This is a genomic window from Saccharothrix luteola (assembly GCF_020859565.1).
Lineage (GTDB): Bacteria > Actinomycetota > Actinomycetes > Mycobacteriales > Pseudonocardiaceae > Actinosynnema > Actinosynnema luteola.
The window spans coordinates 111,360-126,124 of sequence record NZ_JAJHUO010000026.1 but is presented as its reverse complement, the minus strand read 5'-3'; the positions used below and the strand labels follow the sequence as shown (position 1 = coordinate 126,124).

General features: G+C 71.5%; 19 protein-coding genes. 14 read left to right on the top strand and 5 right to left on the bottom strand.

Going from position 1 to position 14,765, the window contains the following annotated elements:
• Positions 1–113 precede the first annotated feature (113 nt).
• The 5 genes from LNK82_RS32950 to LNK82_RS32930 all read left to right on the top strand — a co-directional run bounded on the left by LNK82_RS32950 (position 114) and on the right by LNK82_RS32930 (position 3,348).
• Positions 114–809 carry a TtfA family protein gene (locus LNK82_RS32950; protein ID WP_230570807.1) on the top strand — a complete coding sequence of 232 codons (696 nt, stop codon included), beginning with the start codon at positions 114–116 and terminating at the stop codon, positions 807–809.
• Entirely contained in the window at positions 806–1,585 is a 780-nt protein-coding gene (locus LNK82_RS32945) for an SDR family NAD(P)-dependent oxidoreductase (protein WP_230570806.1), read from the top strand. Before LNK82_RS32950 ends, LNK82_RS32945 begins: the two co-directional genes overlap by 4 nt.
• 67 nt (positions 1,586–1,652) lie before the next feature.
• A complete protein-coding gene (locus tag LNK82_RS32940) occupies positions 1,653–2,009 on the top strand; it encodes a hypothetical protein (RefSeq protein ID WP_230570805.1) in 357 nt (118 codons plus the stop codon).
• Complete coding sequence (locus tag LNK82_RS32935; RefSeq protein WP_230570804.1) at positions 2,006–2,917, top strand: WXG100 family type VII secretion target; 912 nt, start codon at positions 2,006–2,008, stop codon at positions 2,915–2,917. Before LNK82_RS32940 ends, LNK82_RS32935 begins: the two co-directional genes overlap by 4 nt.
• The gene (locus LNK82_RS32930; protein WP_230570803.1) at positions 2,914–3,348 is read left to right on the top strand and encodes a hypothetical protein; all 435 of its coding nucleotides are present in this window, start codon (positions 2,914–2,916) and stop codon (positions 3,346–3,348) included. The genes LNK82_RS32935 and LNK82_RS32930 overlap by 4 nt, the downstream gene beginning before the upstream one ends.
• Positions 3,349–3,979: 631 nt before the next feature.
• On the opposite strand, the gene LNK82_RS32925 is transcribed toward LNK82_RS32930, so the two are convergent.
• The gene (locus tag LNK82_RS32925) at positions 3,980–4,549 is read right to left on the bottom strand and encodes a hypothetical protein (RefSeq protein WP_230570802.1); all 570 of its coding nucleotides are present in this window, start codon (positions 4,547–4,549) and stop codon (positions 3,980–3,982) included.
• A 53-nt stretch (positions 4,550–4,602) separates the two neighbouring features.
• On the opposite strand from LNK82_RS32925, the gene pyrE reads away from it, so the two are divergent.
• The 6 genes from pyrE (at position 4,603) to LNK82_RS32895 (ending at position 8,930) form a co-directional block, all read left to right on the top strand.
• Entirely contained in the window at positions 4,603–5,157 is a 555-nt protein-coding gene (gene pyrE, locus LNK82_RS32920) for an orotate phosphoribosyltransferase (protein ID WP_230570860.1), read from the top strand.
• Between the two features lies 1 nt (position 5,158).
• A complete protein-coding gene (locus LNK82_RS32915; protein ID WP_230570801.1) occupies positions 5,159–5,851 on the top strand; it encodes a hypothetical protein in 693 nt (230 codons plus the stop codon).
• A 73-nt stretch (positions 5,852–5,924) separates the two neighbouring features.
• Positions 5,925–6,311: a DUF2784 domain-containing protein gene (locus tag LNK82_RS32910; RefSeq protein ID WP_230570800.1), complete on the top strand. Its 387-nt coding sequence runs from the start codon at positions 5,925–5,927 to the stop codon at positions 6,309–6,311.
• Positions 6,312–6,663: 352 nt separating this feature from the next.
• Positions 6,664–7,098: a hypothetical protein gene (locus LNK82_RS32905; protein WP_230570799.1), complete on the top strand. Its 435-nt coding sequence runs from the start codon at positions 6,664–6,666 to the stop codon at positions 7,096–7,098.
• A gap of 103 nt (positions 7,099–7,201) precedes the next feature.
• Positions 7,202–7,831 (top strand): TrmH family RNA methyltransferase, encoded by a 630-nt coding sequence (locus LNK82_RS32900; RefSeq protein WP_230570798.1) that lies wholly within the window; start codon positions 7,202–7,204, stop codon positions 7,829–7,831.
• Positions 7,832–7,856: 25 nt separating this feature from the next.
• Positions 7,857–8,930 (top strand): glycoside hydrolase family 76 protein, encoded by a 1,074-nt coding sequence (locus tag LNK82_RS32895; protein WP_230570797.1) that lies wholly within the window; start codon positions 7,857–7,859, stop codon positions 8,928–8,930.
• Positions 8,931–8,934: 4 nt separating this feature from the next.
• On the opposite strand, the gene LNK82_RS32890 is transcribed toward LNK82_RS32895, so the two are convergent.
• Complete coding sequence (locus tag LNK82_RS32890; protein WP_230570796.1) at positions 8,935–9,891, bottom strand: LacI family DNA-binding transcriptional regulator; 957 nt, start codon at positions 9,889–9,891, stop codon at positions 8,935–8,937.
• A 77-nt stretch (positions 9,892–9,968) separates the two neighbouring features.
• On the opposite strand from LNK82_RS32890, the gene LNK82_RS32885 reads away from it, so the two are divergent.
• Together LNK82_RS32885 and LNK82_RS32880 are read left to right on the top strand one after the other, a co-directional pair.
• A complete protein-coding gene (locus LNK82_RS32885; protein WP_230570859.1) occupies positions 9,969–10,793 on the top strand; it encodes a PfkB family carbohydrate kinase in 825 nt (274 codons plus the stop codon).
• Positions 10,775–11,410, top strand: coding sequence for a nucleoside/nucleotide kinase family protein (locus LNK82_RS32880; protein WP_230570795.1), 636 nt, complete (start codon positions 10,775–10,777; stop codon positions 11,408–11,410). Before LNK82_RS32885 ends, LNK82_RS32880 begins: the two co-directional genes overlap by 19 nt.
• A gap of 3 nt (positions 11,411–11,413) precedes the next feature.
• Here LNK82_RS32880 and LNK82_RS32875 read toward each other — a convergent pair whose 3' ends face one another.
• Positions 11,414–12,019, bottom strand: coding sequence for a DedA family protein (locus LNK82_RS32875; protein WP_230570794.1), 606 nt, complete (start codon positions 12,017–12,019; stop codon positions 11,414–11,416).
• Positions 12,020–12,219: 200 nt separating this feature from the next.
• On the opposite strand from LNK82_RS32875, the gene LNK82_RS32870 reads away from it, so the two are divergent.
• The gene (locus tag LNK82_RS32870) at positions 12,220–13,593 is read left to right on the top strand and encodes an FAD-binding oxidoreductase (protein ID WP_230570793.1); all 1,374 of its coding nucleotides are present in this window, start codon (positions 12,220–12,222) and stop codon (positions 13,591–13,593) included.
• Between the two features lie 235 nt (positions 13,594–13,828).
• Here the strand turns inward: LNK82_RS32870 and LNK82_RS32865 are convergent, their stop codons facing one another.
• The gene (locus LNK82_RS32865; protein WP_230570792.1) at positions 13,829–14,569 is read right to left on the bottom strand and encodes a DedA family protein; all 741 of its coding nucleotides are present in this window, start codon (positions 14,567–14,569) and stop codon (positions 13,829–13,831) included.
• 10 nt (positions 14,570–14,579) lie between these two features.
• Positions 14,580–14,765 carry a hypothetical protein gene (locus LNK82_RS32860; RefSeq protein ID WP_230570791.1) on the bottom strand — a complete coding sequence of 62 codons (186 nt, stop codon included), beginning with the start codon at positions 14,763–14,765 and terminating at the stop codon, positions 14,580–14,582.

Genomic DNA, 14,765 nt, shown 5'->3' with positions numbered 1-14,765 from the left:
GCCTGAGCCATCACCGCGGCAGACCCGCGAGCCGGGTAACAGCTTGATCCGTTTGCGCGACCCACGCCCCAAGTGATCTTCGTTTGTTCATCGCCGCCCGCTACTCTCGCACCGTGGGCATACCGGCGTGGGTCTGGTTCACCGTCGCCGCGGTAGCGGGCGTCGCGGGGTTCGCCCTGCTCGCGACCGACCGGGCACAGCGAACCGCGCGAAACCGCGAACGCCGCCGCTGGGCGGCGCTGCGCGGCTGGCAGTTCGAGGAGACCGACCACGTGCTGCCCACCCGCTGGGAGAGCGGCGCCATCGCCTACTACGGCGTGGGCGTGGCCAAGGACGTCGTCGCCGGCTCCACCTTCACCGCCGACGGCCGCCGCCAGGTCTACGTGCTCGACCACGAGACCGGCGGCAAGGTCAACTCCGTGCTGGTCGGCGTGCGCTGCCGCCGGGCGTTGCCCGTGGTCATCGAGCTGTGGCTGCCGAGCGTGCCGTTCCAACGCGACCAGATGCCCGACCTGCTCGGACCGGTCGGCTCGCGGTACGCGTTCGTCAGCGAGCTGCCCGCCGCGCGCAAGCTCATAACCCCCGACCTGGTCGACGCCGCGGAGGAGATCGGCGGTGACGTCACCGTCGTCTGGCTGGAGGACGACTGGGTGCTCGCCGCCGCACCGCCCAACTCGACCCCCGCCCGCCTGGAACGGCTCCTGCGCGACCTCGGCGAACTGGCCGACGTGATCGACCCGTTCGAGGCCGACCCCGAGTCCGACACCGGTGGCGAGGTCCACCGCCCGCAGTTCGGGCGCAAGCCGTGACGCCGCCGACCGCCCTGGTGACGGGCGCGTCGTCGGGCATCGGCGCCGCGTTCGCCCGCAGGCTCGCCGCCGAGGGGCACGACCTGGTGCTCGTCGCCCGCGACGAACGGCGGCTGGAGGAGACGGCGGCCAAGCTGCGCGCCGCGCACGGCATCGCCGCCGACGTGCTGCCCGCCGACCTGGCCACCGACGCCGGCCGCACGAAGGTCGCCGACTTCCTCGCCGAACGCGAGGTCGACCTCCTGGTCAACAACGCGGGCTTCGCGATCTCGTCGGAGTTCTCCACCGCCGACCCGCTGGAGCTGCAGTCCCAGCTGGACGTGAACGTGACGAGCGTGCTGAGGCTGACCCGCGCGGCGCTGCCGGGGATGGTGGCACGCGGGCGCGGCGCGGTGGTCAACGTGTCCAGCGTGGCGGGCTTCCTGCCCGGCCGCGGCACGACCTACAGCGCGGACAAGGCGTGGGTGACCGCGTTCTCCGAGGGCATGTCGATGGCCACGGCGGGCACTGGTGTGCGCGTGATGGCGTTGTGCCCGGGTTTCGTGCGCACCGAGTTCCACCAACGGGCGAAGATCGACATGTCCTCGACCCCCGACCTGTTCTACCTCGACGCCGACCGGGTGGTGCACGACTGCCTCGCCGACCTGCGCGCGGGCCGGACGCTGTCCGTGCCGGGCGCCCAGTACAAAGCCATCACGGTGTTGGCCCGGCTGGTTCCGCGCGCGCTGCTCAGGCGGATAGCCTCCCGCGCGGCGGGCGGACGAGGACGCACATAAAGAGCCGGGAACCCGAACCCGGTCCGGTCCGTCCCACTCCACTAGTTGGAACAGGGAGGAACCGTCCATGGGCGAACAGTTCAGCGTGGAGCCGCCTGAGCTCCGCGGCTACGGCGAGTTGCTGACGCGCAACGCGCAGCACTTCATGACGATCAAGGACCACGCGATCTCCAAGGGTGGCGACACCTCGGGGTTCACCGGTCTGCTCTCGCTGCTGCAGCCCATCGTGACGGGCGTGGCGTCCCTCTACGGGGAGACCCTCGACTTCGCGAACCAGATGATGGTCAAGGAGGCGGAGAGCCTCAACAAGGCCGCCGACATGTACGAGAAGAACGAGGAGATGGTGATGAGCGTCCTCGACCGGGTGCTCTCCCAGCTCCACAGCGTGTCCGAGGCCCCGTCGCTCGGAGGTGGCGGCCGATGACCGCGTACGCGGACGTCGAAGACCCGTCGGTCGCGCTCAGCGCCGCCGCGGAGGACCGGCCCGGCCGGCAGTCGACCAAGGAGCTCATCGAGAAGGCCGGCTGGAAGATCCAGGGCGTCAACTGGATCTACGAGAAGGTCACCGGCGAGAACCTGCTCGACGCGCTGATCAAGCCGCTGCTCGGCGACTTCGAGAAGATCGACGAGAACGCCAACGCGTGGGACCGGGTCGCCAAGGCGCTCGACTCCGTGCGGCACAACGTGGACGCGGGCGCCGAGCAGCTATCGTCGCACTGGGACGGTGACGCGGCCAAGGCGTTCGAGACGCGCATGGGCACCATGTGGGTGATCGCCATCGAGGCGGACTCGCAGATCGCGCGGATCATCGGCAACCAGTTCCGCTCGACGGCGAGTACCTGCCGCACCGCGTGCGGCCTGGCGTTGACGCTGCTGGACATGCTGGTCGGCAAGCTGATGGAAGCCGCGATGACGGCGTGGATCCCGGTCGTCGGCTGGGGCCGCGCGGTGTGGATGGTCTACGACGCGATCCAGATCGTGGACGCCATCCGCAAGATCATCATTTCGATCCAGACGCTGATCGAGGGCGTCCAGGGCATGATTGACGGCATCGTGGCCATGGGCACCGCGCTGTCCAAGCTGAAGGACGTGCGCGACGTCAGCGACCTGCTCGACGTGGTCGACGGGTACCAGGACGGCAAGGAGAAGTACGACAACGGCGTGGCCGCGGCGAAGTCCGGGGCGATCGGTGTCGGGCTGGGCGCCTACGGCCTGGGCAAAGCCGGCAACGCGGCGAACGGCCGCTACAGCCAGCCGCCGCCCACATCACCGGCGCCCGCTCCGGCCGGCGCGAGTTCGGGCTCCGGGTCCGGTGGGGGTGATGGGCAGTGACGTTCCCGTATGACAAGGCGAAGCTGGACGCGCTGGTCGCCGACGTCGAGAAGCGGATGGCGAACGTCGAGGAGACCGCGCGGGCGGCGAGCCAGGTGCAGCTGCGGTCGCGGGGGCTGACGCAGGCGGACTTCGCCGAGATCTCGCGGTTCGCCCACAGCCCCGGCGCGCCCCGTGAGCTGAAGGAGCTGGCACGGCGGGTCGACGCGGGCGAGATGTCCTGGGAGGACATCGCGTCCGGGCGGGCCGTGGACGATGAGGGTGTGCAGCGCGCTCTGCAGACCGGTGTGCCGGACCTGCAGCGCGCGTACACGGCGATCCAGGAGGGCAACGACCCGGAGGACGTCGTCTCGGCGGGCTCGTCCCGGCCGGGTGGGCGCGGCGACGATGACGACGACGAGCCGAACAAGTTCACCGAGGACGCCTGGTAGACGAGGGGAGGTCAGGCCTGGCGCCGAGGGCTCCGCGGAGTTGTCCACAGGTGCCGGCCTGACCACCCCGAACTGTCGGACCGCTGGGCAGGATAAAAGCAGGGGTCCCCTTGGCGGGGACGCCTGCGCAGCTTCGGACGGGCGACGAATCCGGGTGCGTGCGAAGGGCGGCACATCGACGGCAAGTCCGTGGCCGGCTCGTTCGGCCGAATCGGCGGGCCCTGGGTGCACCTGATGGCCGTGTCGTGCCACGATGGCGGGATCGTCGCGGGTCGGCGACAGGTCCCCGCCGGCGAAGGGCCGGCCGGATTCACGCCGTTGCGGACACGACCAACCCGGCCGGGGTGGTGAGCAGCGCCGACGCGCCGCACACCCAACGCGACCACGCCCGCCACCCGCACGCACGCGGCGCGCACCACGTGTTCGTCGTCAAGACCGGCGGGCCGAGCGTCTGTACCCGGCTCGATTCGCCGCCCTGGGACGACACGCCCGCCGTCCACCGAGCATGGTCACCTCCCGCATCCGCACCGGCGACGCAACCCGCCCGCGACCTTGCGCGAAGGTCCGCACCGAGGCTGGACGCGCGGGGTCGATCAGCGCTGAGGCGCGGCGCGTGCCGGTCGGTCCGGGCTCAGGTCAACGTGGGGAAGTCGAACCCGCCCGCGCTGGTGTGGTTCGTCCCCACCCCGCGCACCACGTCGTACGCCACGGCCGCCGCGATCGCCAGCGAGCGGACCGGGTCCGGCGTGCCCGGCCGCAGGGTCAGCACGTCCCGCCGCACGCGCCGCCCGTCCCGCTTCACGATCGCGCCCGGGCTGAACGACGCCACCTCGTGCAGCAGGCACAGCCGCTGCCCGCCCGCGTCGAGCAGGCCGTAGGCGCCGTGCCCCTCGTGCCGCACCGAGCCGACCACCGAGCCGTTCGGCCACGTCACGCGCGTCGGCGGCTTGCCGGACCCCTTGCGGATCAGCAGCAGCTGCCGCCCGCGGTCGGCCAGGGCGAGGTCGAACGTCGTCCGGCCGGAGAACGCGGTGGCGCGCAACAACTTCCGCAGCGGCCCGAGGAACCGGCGCTCGGAGACCGACGCGATCAACGCGCCACCGCCGTCGTAGACGTCGTTCCGGTACCTGGTGCCCAGCAGGTGGCGCAGCACGCCCCAGGGCTGCTCGATGATCAAGGTGTCGGTGCCGGGAAGGGTCACGGTGTGCCAGCGTACGGCGCGGTATGACACTCTTGGCAGCCGTGCGAACTGAAGTGGTCCTGGATGCCGCGGCCAAGGCCGAGCTGGCGCGGTTGGTGAGCGAGTTGGCCGTGGTGCACGGCAAGGTGACGCTGTCCTCGGGCGCCGAGGCCGACTACTACATCGACCTGCGCCGGGCGACGCTGCACCACGCCGCGTCGCCCCTGATCGGCAAGCTGCTCCGGCAGCTCACCGCCGACTGGGACTACGTGGCCGCGGGCGGGTTGACGTTGGGCGCCGACCCGGTGGCGTGCGCGATGATGCACGCCGCCGCGAACGCGGGCGAGGTGCTGGACGCGTTCGTCGTGCGCAAGGCGGCCAAGCAGCACGGCATGCAGCGCCGGATCGAGGGCATCGAGGTCGCCGGGCAGCGGGTGCTGGCGGTCGAGGACACGTCCACCACCGGTGGCAGCGTGCTGACCGCCGTCGAGGCGCTGCGCGAGCAGGGTGCCACGGTGATCGGCGTCGCGACGGTCGTCGACCGCGGCACGGGCGCGCGCGAGGTGATCGAGGAGGCGGGGCTGCCGTACCGGTACCTGCTGGACCTGGCCGACCTGGGCCTGGCCTGACATGGCGGGCGCCCTGGTCCTGCTGCTGGTGATCGTGGCGATCCTGGGCGTCGGGGTCGCGGTGGGGTTGGCGCGTCGGAAGCGGAACCCGTTCACGAACCAGCAGTTCGTGAACCAGTGGGAGCAGCAGATGCGGGCGCTGGAGGCGTCCCTGGGGTGGCGGTTCGTCGCCGAGGACCAGGGCTTCCAGGAACGGGTGCCGCAGATCGGGCGGATGCTGGAGGCCGACCGGAGCCGGGTGAAGTTCCAGCTCGTCGGCCACTGGCGCGGTGTGCCCGTGCTGGCCGTGGAGGTGGTGTTCCGGGCGGACAACGTGGTCACGTCGGAGTACCGCACCTACGCGGTGGTGGTCGTGCCCCGCCCGATGCCGGGCCCGTGGGTGCTGATCAGCCCGCGCGAGGACAGCGTGTGGGGGTTGTTCGAGCAGTTCGTCGAGTCCGGCGACCCGGTGTTCGACGCGCGCTACGAGGTGCGCCGCCGCAACCCCGCGTTCGCCTCCGCGCTGCTCGCCTCCGGCCTCACGCAGGGCTTGGTGCAGGACCCGCGGGCGAACGGGGTGGCGATCGCGTTCGACGAGCACAACCTCGCCGCCGCCGTGCCGGGCCCGCTGCTGCAGGCCCCGCTCGCCCACCTGACCGACCTGCTGCTGGACGTGGCGGGCCGGGTGCCGTGGCAGGCGCTGCCGCGGGGCTGAACGCGGGCGTGCCGCGTAATTGAGGCGGCACGTGATCGCTTGGCGGCCTACTGTGGGAAGCAGGGAGGTCGCTATGGTCGCGCACGCTTTAGCCGAGCTGGTCATGGTGGTGCACTTCGCCGTGCTGGTCTTCCTCGTGGTCGGGGGGTTCCTGGCCTGGCGGTGGCCGAGGGTGCTGTACTTCCACCTGGCGATGGCGGCCTGGGGCCTGCTGATCGTCCTGTTCCCGCTCGCCTGCCCCCTCACGTGGCTGGAGAACGAACTCCGCGCCGCCGCCGGCCGACCGCAACTCCCCAACGGCTTCATCGACACCTACATCGACGGCGTCCTCTACCCGGACTCCGCCGCACGCCTGGTGCAGGTGCTCGTGGCGGTCGTCGTGCTGGTCTCGTGGACCGGCTACTACCTCAAACGACGCGATGAACAGGCCTCGCCGACGCACACCGAAGCTTGTCACTGAATCGGTCTAACATCACGCGCGGCTGTTCGAGCTACATCGCCGTAAAGCATCATGTCCAAGTCCTACCCTGCTGGCGAGGGGGTGGACGCGAGTGGACTGGTTTCGTCGTCGGAAGAAGGCGTGGACCGCCGACCTTCACTCGAGTCTTCTGGCTTACTACTGCGCGTTGATCGAGAAGGAACGCGGGCGGTGCTGGCGCGTTCAAGCATGGTTGCAGGAAGTCCGGGTCAGCGAGAACGGCGACGTGGACCAGCGGGTGTGCTTCACCGTCGTGGCGGAATGCGACCGGCTGGACTTCGTCAGCTTCCACGACCGGGTCAACTGGGACTGGCCGGAGAAACACCAGGGCAGGGTGAAGGTCGAAGTCCGCACTCCCGCACGGCACGGTCTCGGCGGCACGCGCTTGGACAGCACTCACCGCTGGATCCGCAAAGGTCAGGTCAAAGCGTTCGTCCACCTCGACCGACCGATCTTCCGGGGTGAAGAATTCACCTTCGTCGCGGATGTGTTCTGGCCGAAGAAGTGCCTGCCCTTCGTGTCCGGCGATGGACCGGACAGCTTTCTCGTGTCGTTCAGCGAGATCACGAAAGTGGTCGAGTACCGGATCGTTCTCCCGAAGCGATGGGCGGTGAACTTCGAGCACCTCGGACTCACGCCCGGTGACGACTACGTCTTGACCGCGTCCCTGGATCGGGAGGGCCGCATGGTCGCGTCGCTCACCGTGCGCGACCTGCCCGGCTACCGGAAGGTCGGCTTGAAGCTCGACACGCCGTCCGCACTGCCGTGACTACGATCGCCACGGTCGTACCGACGCCGGGGGTGACGTGGTCCAGCGAGTGGTCCTCGAAGGGTTTCACGCGGTCAAGCACGCGGTTCGGTTCGGGGGATCGGTGGGGACCGTGGTGGTGCTCGACCGGGACAAAGCGGTGGGGCTCGCGCGATCCCACGCGCCCGACCTCGTGGAGGTCTTCGAGCAGGCGCGGGTGGTCGGGGCGGCCGAGTTCGAGCGCGTCATCGGGCGGTCGCACCCGACCGGGGTCGGTGGGCTCGCCGAACGGCCCGTGGTCGAGTGGGGGCGCGAGGGGCGCAGCGCGCCGCTGGTGCTGCTGGACAACCCGCGCAACCTGGGCAACTTCGGCGCGGTGATCCGGGTGGCGGCCGGGCTCGGGGCCGGTGGGGTGGTGTCGCTCGGCGACGTCGACCCGTGGCACCCGAACGTCCTGCGCGGCAGCGCCGGGTTGCACTTCGCGCTGCCCGTCGGCCGGCTGGACGGGATCGACGACGTCCGCGGCACGGTGATCGCGTTCGACGCCGACGGCCGGGAGCTGCGCGACGTGCGGATCCCCGACGACGCGGTGCTGGCCTTCGGCTCGGAGCGGCACGGGCTGTCGCCCGAGGTGCGGGCGCGGGCGGACCTGGTGGTCTCGCTGCCCATGCGGCCGAAGGTGTCGAGCTACAACCTGACCACGAGCGTCGCGATGGGGCTCTACCACTGGGAACTGTTCCGGCGAGCTTCTTGAACGGTTCAGTCGGCACGCTGGTGAGGTGACGTCACCACCGAAGCTCCTCGCCGCGCGCGCCGGTGTCGCCGAACGCGCCGTCGAGTCCCGGCACCTGCGTCGGGTCTGGGGGGTTCCGGGCACGGCCCTCGGCGCGGTCGCCTGGCCGCCCGGCTGGCCCGCCCGGCTGCACGTCCGGTTCGGCTATTGGTGGCAGGCGCACCTGCTGGACTGCGTCCTGGACGCCCAGCTCCGCTCGCCGAAGGACGCGCGGGTGGCGTTGGTGCAGCGGCTCGTGCGCGGCATCCGCGTGCGCAACCTGGTCGGCTGGACCAACGACTACTACGACGACGTGGCGTGGCTCGGCCTCGCGCTGTTGCGCGCCGAGCGGGAAGTCGGGATCGCCAAGCCGAACGCCATCGCCACGATCGCCGATCGCCTCCGCGCGGGCTGGACCGACCACGGCGGCGGCGGCATCTGGTGGCGGCGCGACGACGACTTCAAGAACGTGCCCGCCAACGGTCCGGCGGCGATCCTGTTCGCCCGGCTCGGCGCGCGGGCTGACCTCGCCCGCGCCCGTTCCATCGTGGACTGGGTCGAGGACAACCTGGCGGACCCGGAGACCGGGCTGGTGTGGGACGGGCTGCACGTCCACCCCGACGGCACGATCCGCGAGGTCGAGAAGAACTTCTACACCTACTGCCAGGGCGTGGTGCTCGGCGCGTGCGTCGAACTGGGGGGCCGCTACCAGGACAAGGCGGCGCGGATCATCGACGCCGTCGACAAGCACCTGGCCACCGACGGCGTCCTGCGCGGGCACGGCGGCGGCGACGGCGGCCTGTTCAGCGGCATCCTCGCCCGCTACCTGGCGCAGGCCGCGCTGCGGCTCGACCGGCCCCAGGCGGCACGCGCGGCGGACCTCGTGTTCGGCTCGGCGAACGCGGTGTGGGCGAACCGGACCGCGGTGGTGAGCGGACCGCTGTTCGGCCCGGAGTGGTCCGAACCCGCGGTGAAGGGCAACGGTCCGGAGCGCGACCTGTCCGTCCAGCTCGGCGGCTGGATGGCGCTGGAGGCCGCCGCCCTGCTGGAGCGCGACGGGATCCCGCCGTCGCGGAGCTGAGCCGTCAGTGGCAGCCGCACGACTGCCGGTGCCGCAGCACGGGCGGCAGCCGGATCGTCTCCGGTGCCCGGTCCGGGTCCTCGATGCGGGCCAGCAGCAGCCGCACCGCCGTGCGCCCGATCTCCTCCACGGGCTGCGCCATCGAGGTCAGCGGCGGGTCGACCAGCTCGGCCCACTCCACCTCGTCGTAGGTCACCAGCGCCAGCTCCGACCCGATCCGGACACCGCGCGCCCGCGCCGTGCGCACCACGTCCACCAGCACCTGGTGGTCGTTCACCACCACGCCCGAGACCTGCCCGAGCAGCGGTTCCAACGACGGCCGCACGAGGTCCTCGTCCCACGCCAGCCCCGCCCGGCCGAGCCCGAGCCGGTAGCCGAGCACCCGCTCGTCCGTGGTCGCGAGCCCCGGCTGGCCGGACACCAGCCCGATCCGCCGGTGGCCCAGCTCGGCCAGGTGCCGGACCAGCGTCGACGTGGCCTGCACGTTCTCCGGGCCGACCTGGTCGACGTCCTTGGCCACGGTGAGCCGGTCCACCAGCACCGTCGGCACGCCCAACCGGCGCAGCTCGGGCAACGCGGCCGAGCCGGACGTCGGCGTGAGCAGCACCCCGTCCACCCGCCGTGAGCGGAGCATCCGCACCGCGGCCTGCTCGGACTCGGCGGTGTCGCGGGTGTCGATGAGCACGAGCGTGTAGCCCGACCTGGTGGCCTCGCCCTCGATCGCCGCGATCAGCTCGGCGAAGTACGGGTGCGAGACCAGCGACACCGCGAGGCCGAGCGACTTCGTGCCGCCGGTGACGAGCGAGCGCGCGATGGCGTCGCCGGTGTAGCCGGTCTCCTCGATCGCCTTGAGCACCCGTTCCCTGGTCGCCGAGGCGACCGACCTGGTCTCGTTGATCACGTGTGAGACCGTGGTGATGGAGACGCCGGCGAGACTGGCGACCTCCCGCATGGTGACCATGGACTCGTCCCCGTTCGGGCTGGCGCAAGCGATTGCGTGGGGACTTTACCTGGTAGGAGGGAGGCGCCGTGGCTTCTGTGCTGTGTGTCGGGCTGACGACCGTCGACGTGAGCCAGCGGGTGGCCGAGTTCCCCGTCCCCGGGCAGAAGGTGCAGTCCCTCGGCGTGCACCTGTCGCCCGGCGGTCCGGCGGCGAACGCGGCGCGCGCGGTGGCCGCGCTGGGGCACCGGGCCGTGCTGCTGACCGCGCTGGGCGGCGAGCTCGGCGACTTCGCGCTGGCGCGGCTGCACCCGGTTGAGGTGCGCTCGGTCGGCGCCGGCGGTCCGGCGCTGAGCATGGTCGCGGTGCGCGAGCGCGACGGCGAGCGGACCGTGATCTCGCGCAACGCCGCCGGGTTCGACGCGGACGTCGCCGTGGACCCGGCGCTGGTGGAGGCGTCCGACGTGGTGCTGGTGGACGGCCACCTCGGGCCGCTCGCCCTCCAGGCCGCACGTCACGCGAGACGCTTGGGCGTGCCCGTGGTGCTGGACGCGGGCAGCTGGAAACCCGTGCTGGACGACCTGCTGCCGCTGGTGGACGTGGCCGCGTGCTCGGCCGCGTTCGAGCTGTCGGAGGCCGAGCTGCACGCCAGGGGCGTGCCGCTGGTGATCCGCACGCACGGCCCGCGTCCCGTCACCTGGTCGCGTGGTGGTGTCACCGGTTCGCAACCGGTAGGAGTTGTCGAGGCGCGCGACACCAACGGCGCGGGCGACGTGTGGCACGGTGCCCTGGCGGTCGCGGTCGCCGAGGGCCTGGCGGTGGAGGACGCCGTCCGGTCCGCGAACGAGGTCGCCGCGGTGCGGGTGCGCCACACCGCGTGGGACTGGGTGGAGGAGCTGGGACGGTGGCGGGACAGCGGGTGAAGTTCGACGAGCTGGTCGACCGGGCGCGGCTGCTGGTGGACACCGGTGAGCGCAGGCTCCTCGGCATCGGCGGCGCGCCGGGCTCGGGCAAGTCGACGTTGGCGCGCCGGCTGGTCGACGCGCTGGGCGAGGACGCCGCCCTGGTCGGCATGGACGGCTTCCACCTGGCCCAGCGCGAGCTGGACCGGCTGGGCATCGCCGACCGCAAGGGCGCGCCGGACACGTTCGACGTCCCCGGCTACGTCGACCTGCTCGGCCGGCTGAAGGCGTGCGGGCCCGACGTGGTGTACGCGCCGGAGTTCCGCCGCGAGATCGAGGAGCCGATCGCGTGCGCGGTGCCGGTCGACCCGGCCGTGCCGCTGGTCGTCACCGAGGGCAACTACCTGCTGATGCAGTACGACAAGTGGAAGCGCGTGCGGGTCGTGCTGGACGAGGCGTGGTTCCTGATGATCGACGAAGGCCTGCGGGTGGCGCGCCTGATCGACCGGCACGTCCGGTACGGGCGGTCGGTGGAGGACGCGAGCGAACGCGTGCTGCACGGCACCGACCACGTGAACGCGCTCATGGTGAACGCGTCCAAGTCCGCCGCCGACCTCGTGATCACCGAGGTGCTGTGAGCGTCACGACGCCGCGGTGACCTCTTCGTCCACCGGCTTCTTCATCTCCTGCCGGTACCGGAACAGGCCGTAGGCGGTGCCGAAGACGAAGAACGCGATGCTCACGACGACCGCCACCGTCTCCAGCCACGGCACGGAGGTCAGCAGGCCCGCGCCGTAGTAGCCGGCCAGCACCAGCGTCGGCACCCACGCGATCGCGCCGATGGTCGTGGCCAGCATGAACCGCTTCGGGTCCATCCGCGCCGCGCCGGCGATCATCGGCGCCAGCGTGCGGACCCAGGGGATCCACCGGGCCAGCACGATCGCCCAGAAGCCTCGTCGGTCGAGGAAGTCGCGGGCCTTGGCGAGGTTCTCCTTGTTGAGGACCTTGCCGCCGCGGCGGGCCAGCAGGCGGGTGCCGGTGTGCCGGCCGATGTAGTAGCCGATCTGGTTGCCGACGACGGCCACGGCGAGCGCGACCCCCGACAGCAGCCAGGCGGACAGCTCGGCCTCGTGGGACGCGAGCACCACACCGGCGGCGAACAGCAGCGAATCGCCGGGCAGGAACAGGCCGAAGATGAAGGCGCACTCGAAGAAGATGAAGCTCAGCGTGATCAGCCACACGGCCATCGGGCCTGCGGAATCGAGCTGAACGAATGCGACAGTCTCGGACGTTGCGGACAACACCACGCCATGCAGCCTACGTGGGACCTCGGCGTCGACTGGGCGACATGGGGATAACGCGTTGCCGAAGCCTCGGGGACGTGGCGGTCCGCACCGGCGTGAACACGGACTGGAGTGATCACCGTCACGCGGGTTAGCGTGGACGGATGGAGGCCTTGCTCGCCGAACTCCGCTCCGCCGTCGGCGCCGACGCGGTGCTGACCGACGTCGACGTGACCGCGAGCTACCAGCGCGACATGATGCCGTTGGCTCCCTACGGGCAGCCGCTGGCGGTGGTGCTGCCGACGTCCGCGGCACAGGTGCAGGCGGTCGTGCGGGCCTGCGCGGCGGCTCGGACGCCGATCGTGCCGCGCGGGGCGGGCAGCGGGCTGTCCGGCGCGGCGAACGCCGTCGAGGGCTGCGTGGTGCTCGTGACCACGAAGATGAACGCGATCGTAGAGGTCGACCCGGACAACCGGCTGGCCGTGGTCGAGCCGGGCGTGGTGAACCTCGACCTGCGCGGCGCGGTGGAGAAGCACGGGCTGTTCTACCCGCCCGACCCGTCCAGCTACGACTGGTGCACCATCGGCGGGAACCTGTCCACCAACGCGGGCGGGCTGTGCTGCGTGAAGTACGGCGTGACCACGGACTCCGTGCTGGGGCTCGACGTGGTGCTGGCCGACGGCGAGCTGCTGCGGACCGGTCGGCGCACCGTCAAGGGCGTCGCCGGGTACGACCTGACCAAGCTGTTCATCGGCAGCGAGGGCACGCTCGGCGTGATCACCCGGGCGACCCTGGCGCTGCGGCCGTTGCCGCAGGCGCCCGCCACGCTGGTGGCCACGTTCGGCAGCACGGCGGACGCGGGCGCCGCGGTGAGCCGCGTGGTGACCGAGGGCATCGTGCCGTCGTTGATGGAGATCATGGACCGCACGTCCATCCGGGCCGTCGAGCAGTACCTGAAGACCGACCTGAACGCCGGCGCGGCGCTGCTGATGTGCCAGTCCGACGCGGGCGGCGAGGCGGGGCGGCACGAGCTGGCGGCGATCGAGCAGGCGTGCGTCGCGGCGGGCGCCGAGCTCGTCTACGCCACCGACGACCTCGGCGAGGGGCGCGACCTGCTGACCGCGCGGCGCGCCGTGCTGCCCGCGCTGGAGATCTACGGGGCGTGGCTGACCGACGACGTGTGCGTGCCGCGGACGAGGATCGCCGACCTGATCGCCGGGTGCGAGCGGATCAGCGAGTCGGTGGCGCTGCGGATCGCCGTGGTCGGGCACGCCGGCGACGGCAACATGCACCCCACGATCGTCTACGACGCGGCGTCGGCGGACGAGTTCGCGCGGGCGCGGCGGGCGTTCGACGAGATCCTGGCCCTGGGGCTGGCGCTCGGCGGCACGATCACCGGCGAGCACGGCGTCGGCAAGATCAAGCGCGAGTGGCTGGCGCGCGAGATCGGCCCGGTCGGCCTGCGGGTCCACCGCGAGATCAAGCGCGCGCTGGACCCGGAGAACCTCTTCAACCCGGGCTCGATGTTCAGTGTTTGATGGCCGCTGCTCCGCAGACGGCGGCGCGATCGCCTGGAAGTCGGTCGTCCGCCGCCGATCCCGCGACGATCGAAAAGCGTGATCGCCGCAGGATGGGCACCGGACGACCGACGCGGCGGCCCCCCCCCCCCCCCCCCCCGCCCCCCCCCCCGCGCCCCCCCCGGGGGGGGGCCCCCCCCCCCCCCCCGCGACCGCACGGGATGGCGCGAACGACCGACGCGACCCCGCAGGGGTTCTAGTCGAGGGGCTTGATGCGCTGGGTCTCGTCCACCCGGTCGATGACCTGGGTGATGTCGGCGGCTTCCTGCGCGAGCAGGCTCTTCTTCTCGCGGCGCGCCTTGACGATCTCGATGATGATCGGGACGACCGAGATCAGCACGATCAGGATCAGGATCATCTCGAGGTTGTCGCGCACGAACTGGATCTGGCCGAGGAAGTAGCCGAGCACCGTGAGGCCCGCGGCCCAGGCGACGCCGCCGATCAGCGAGTACGTGAAGTACTTGCGCGCGTCCATCCGGCCGACGCCCGCCATGGCGGTGATGAACGTCCGCACGATCGGCACGAACCGGGCCATCACGATCGCGCGCGCGCCGTACTTGTCGAAGAACTCGTGCGTCTTGTCGACGTACTCCTTCTTGAAGATCTTCGACTCGGGCTTGTTGAACAACGCCGGTCCGGCGCGGTACCCGATCCAGTAGCCGACCACGTTGCCCGCGAGCGCGCACGCCGTGAGCAGCAGGCACACCAGCCACAGCGGGTAGTCCAGCAGCCCCGAGGCCACGAACAGGCCCGCGGTGAACAGCAGCGAGTCGCCGGGCAGGAAGAACCCCACCAGCAGGCCGCACTCCGCGAAGACGATGAAGCACAGCCCGACCAGCATGTACGGCCCGAGTCCTTGGAGCAGGATTTGCGGGTCGAGCCAATCGGGACCAAGGGCAACCGTGGAAGAGGTGAGCGCGACCGTCACGGCGACCACGGTACAGGCACTACCTGAGCGTCATGACCGCCACGACCGTGCCCGCGGCCAGCCCGAGCAGCACCGCCAGCAGCAGCACCCACCCCGCGCCCAACGCCGGGCGGGCCCGCCGCACGGGCACGTGGGGATGCGCGCCGGAGCTGGTGGCCTGGGCGCGCAACGCGTCGGCCACCAGCTTCTCGTGGTCTTCGGGCAC

Excerpts from the sequence above, each read along its gene's own strand:
- LNK82_RS32940 (WP_230570805.1), top strand. The coding sequence starts at position 1,653 with ATGGGCGAACAGTTCAGCGTGGAGCCGCCTGAGCTCCGCGGCTACGGC.
- LNK82_RS32935 (WP_230570804.1), top strand. The coding sequence starts at position 2,006 with ATGACCGCGTACGCGGACGTCGAAGACCCGTCGGTCGCGCTCAGCGCC.
- LNK82_RS32915 (WP_230570801.1), top strand. The coding sequence starts at position 5,159 with ATGGCGGGCGCCCTGGTCCTGCTGCTGGTGATCGTGGCGATCCTGGGC.
- LNK82_RS32910 (WP_230570800.1), top strand. The coding sequence starts at position 5,925 with ATGGTCGCGCACGCTTTAGCCGAGCTGGTCATGGTGGTGCACTTCGCC.
- LNK82_RS32890 (WP_230570796.1), bottom strand. The coding sequence starts at position 9,891 with ATGGTCACCATGCGGGAGGTCGCCAGTCTCGCCGGCGTCTCCATCACC.
- LNK82_RS32875 (WP_230570794.1), bottom strand. The coding sequence starts at position 12,019 with ATGGCCGTGTGGCTGATCACGCTGAGCTTCATCTTCTTCGAGTGCGCC.
- LNK82_RS32870 (WP_230570793.1), top strand. The coding sequence starts at position 12,220 with ATGGAGGCCTTGCTCGCCGAACTCCGCTCCGCCGTCGGCGCCGACGCG.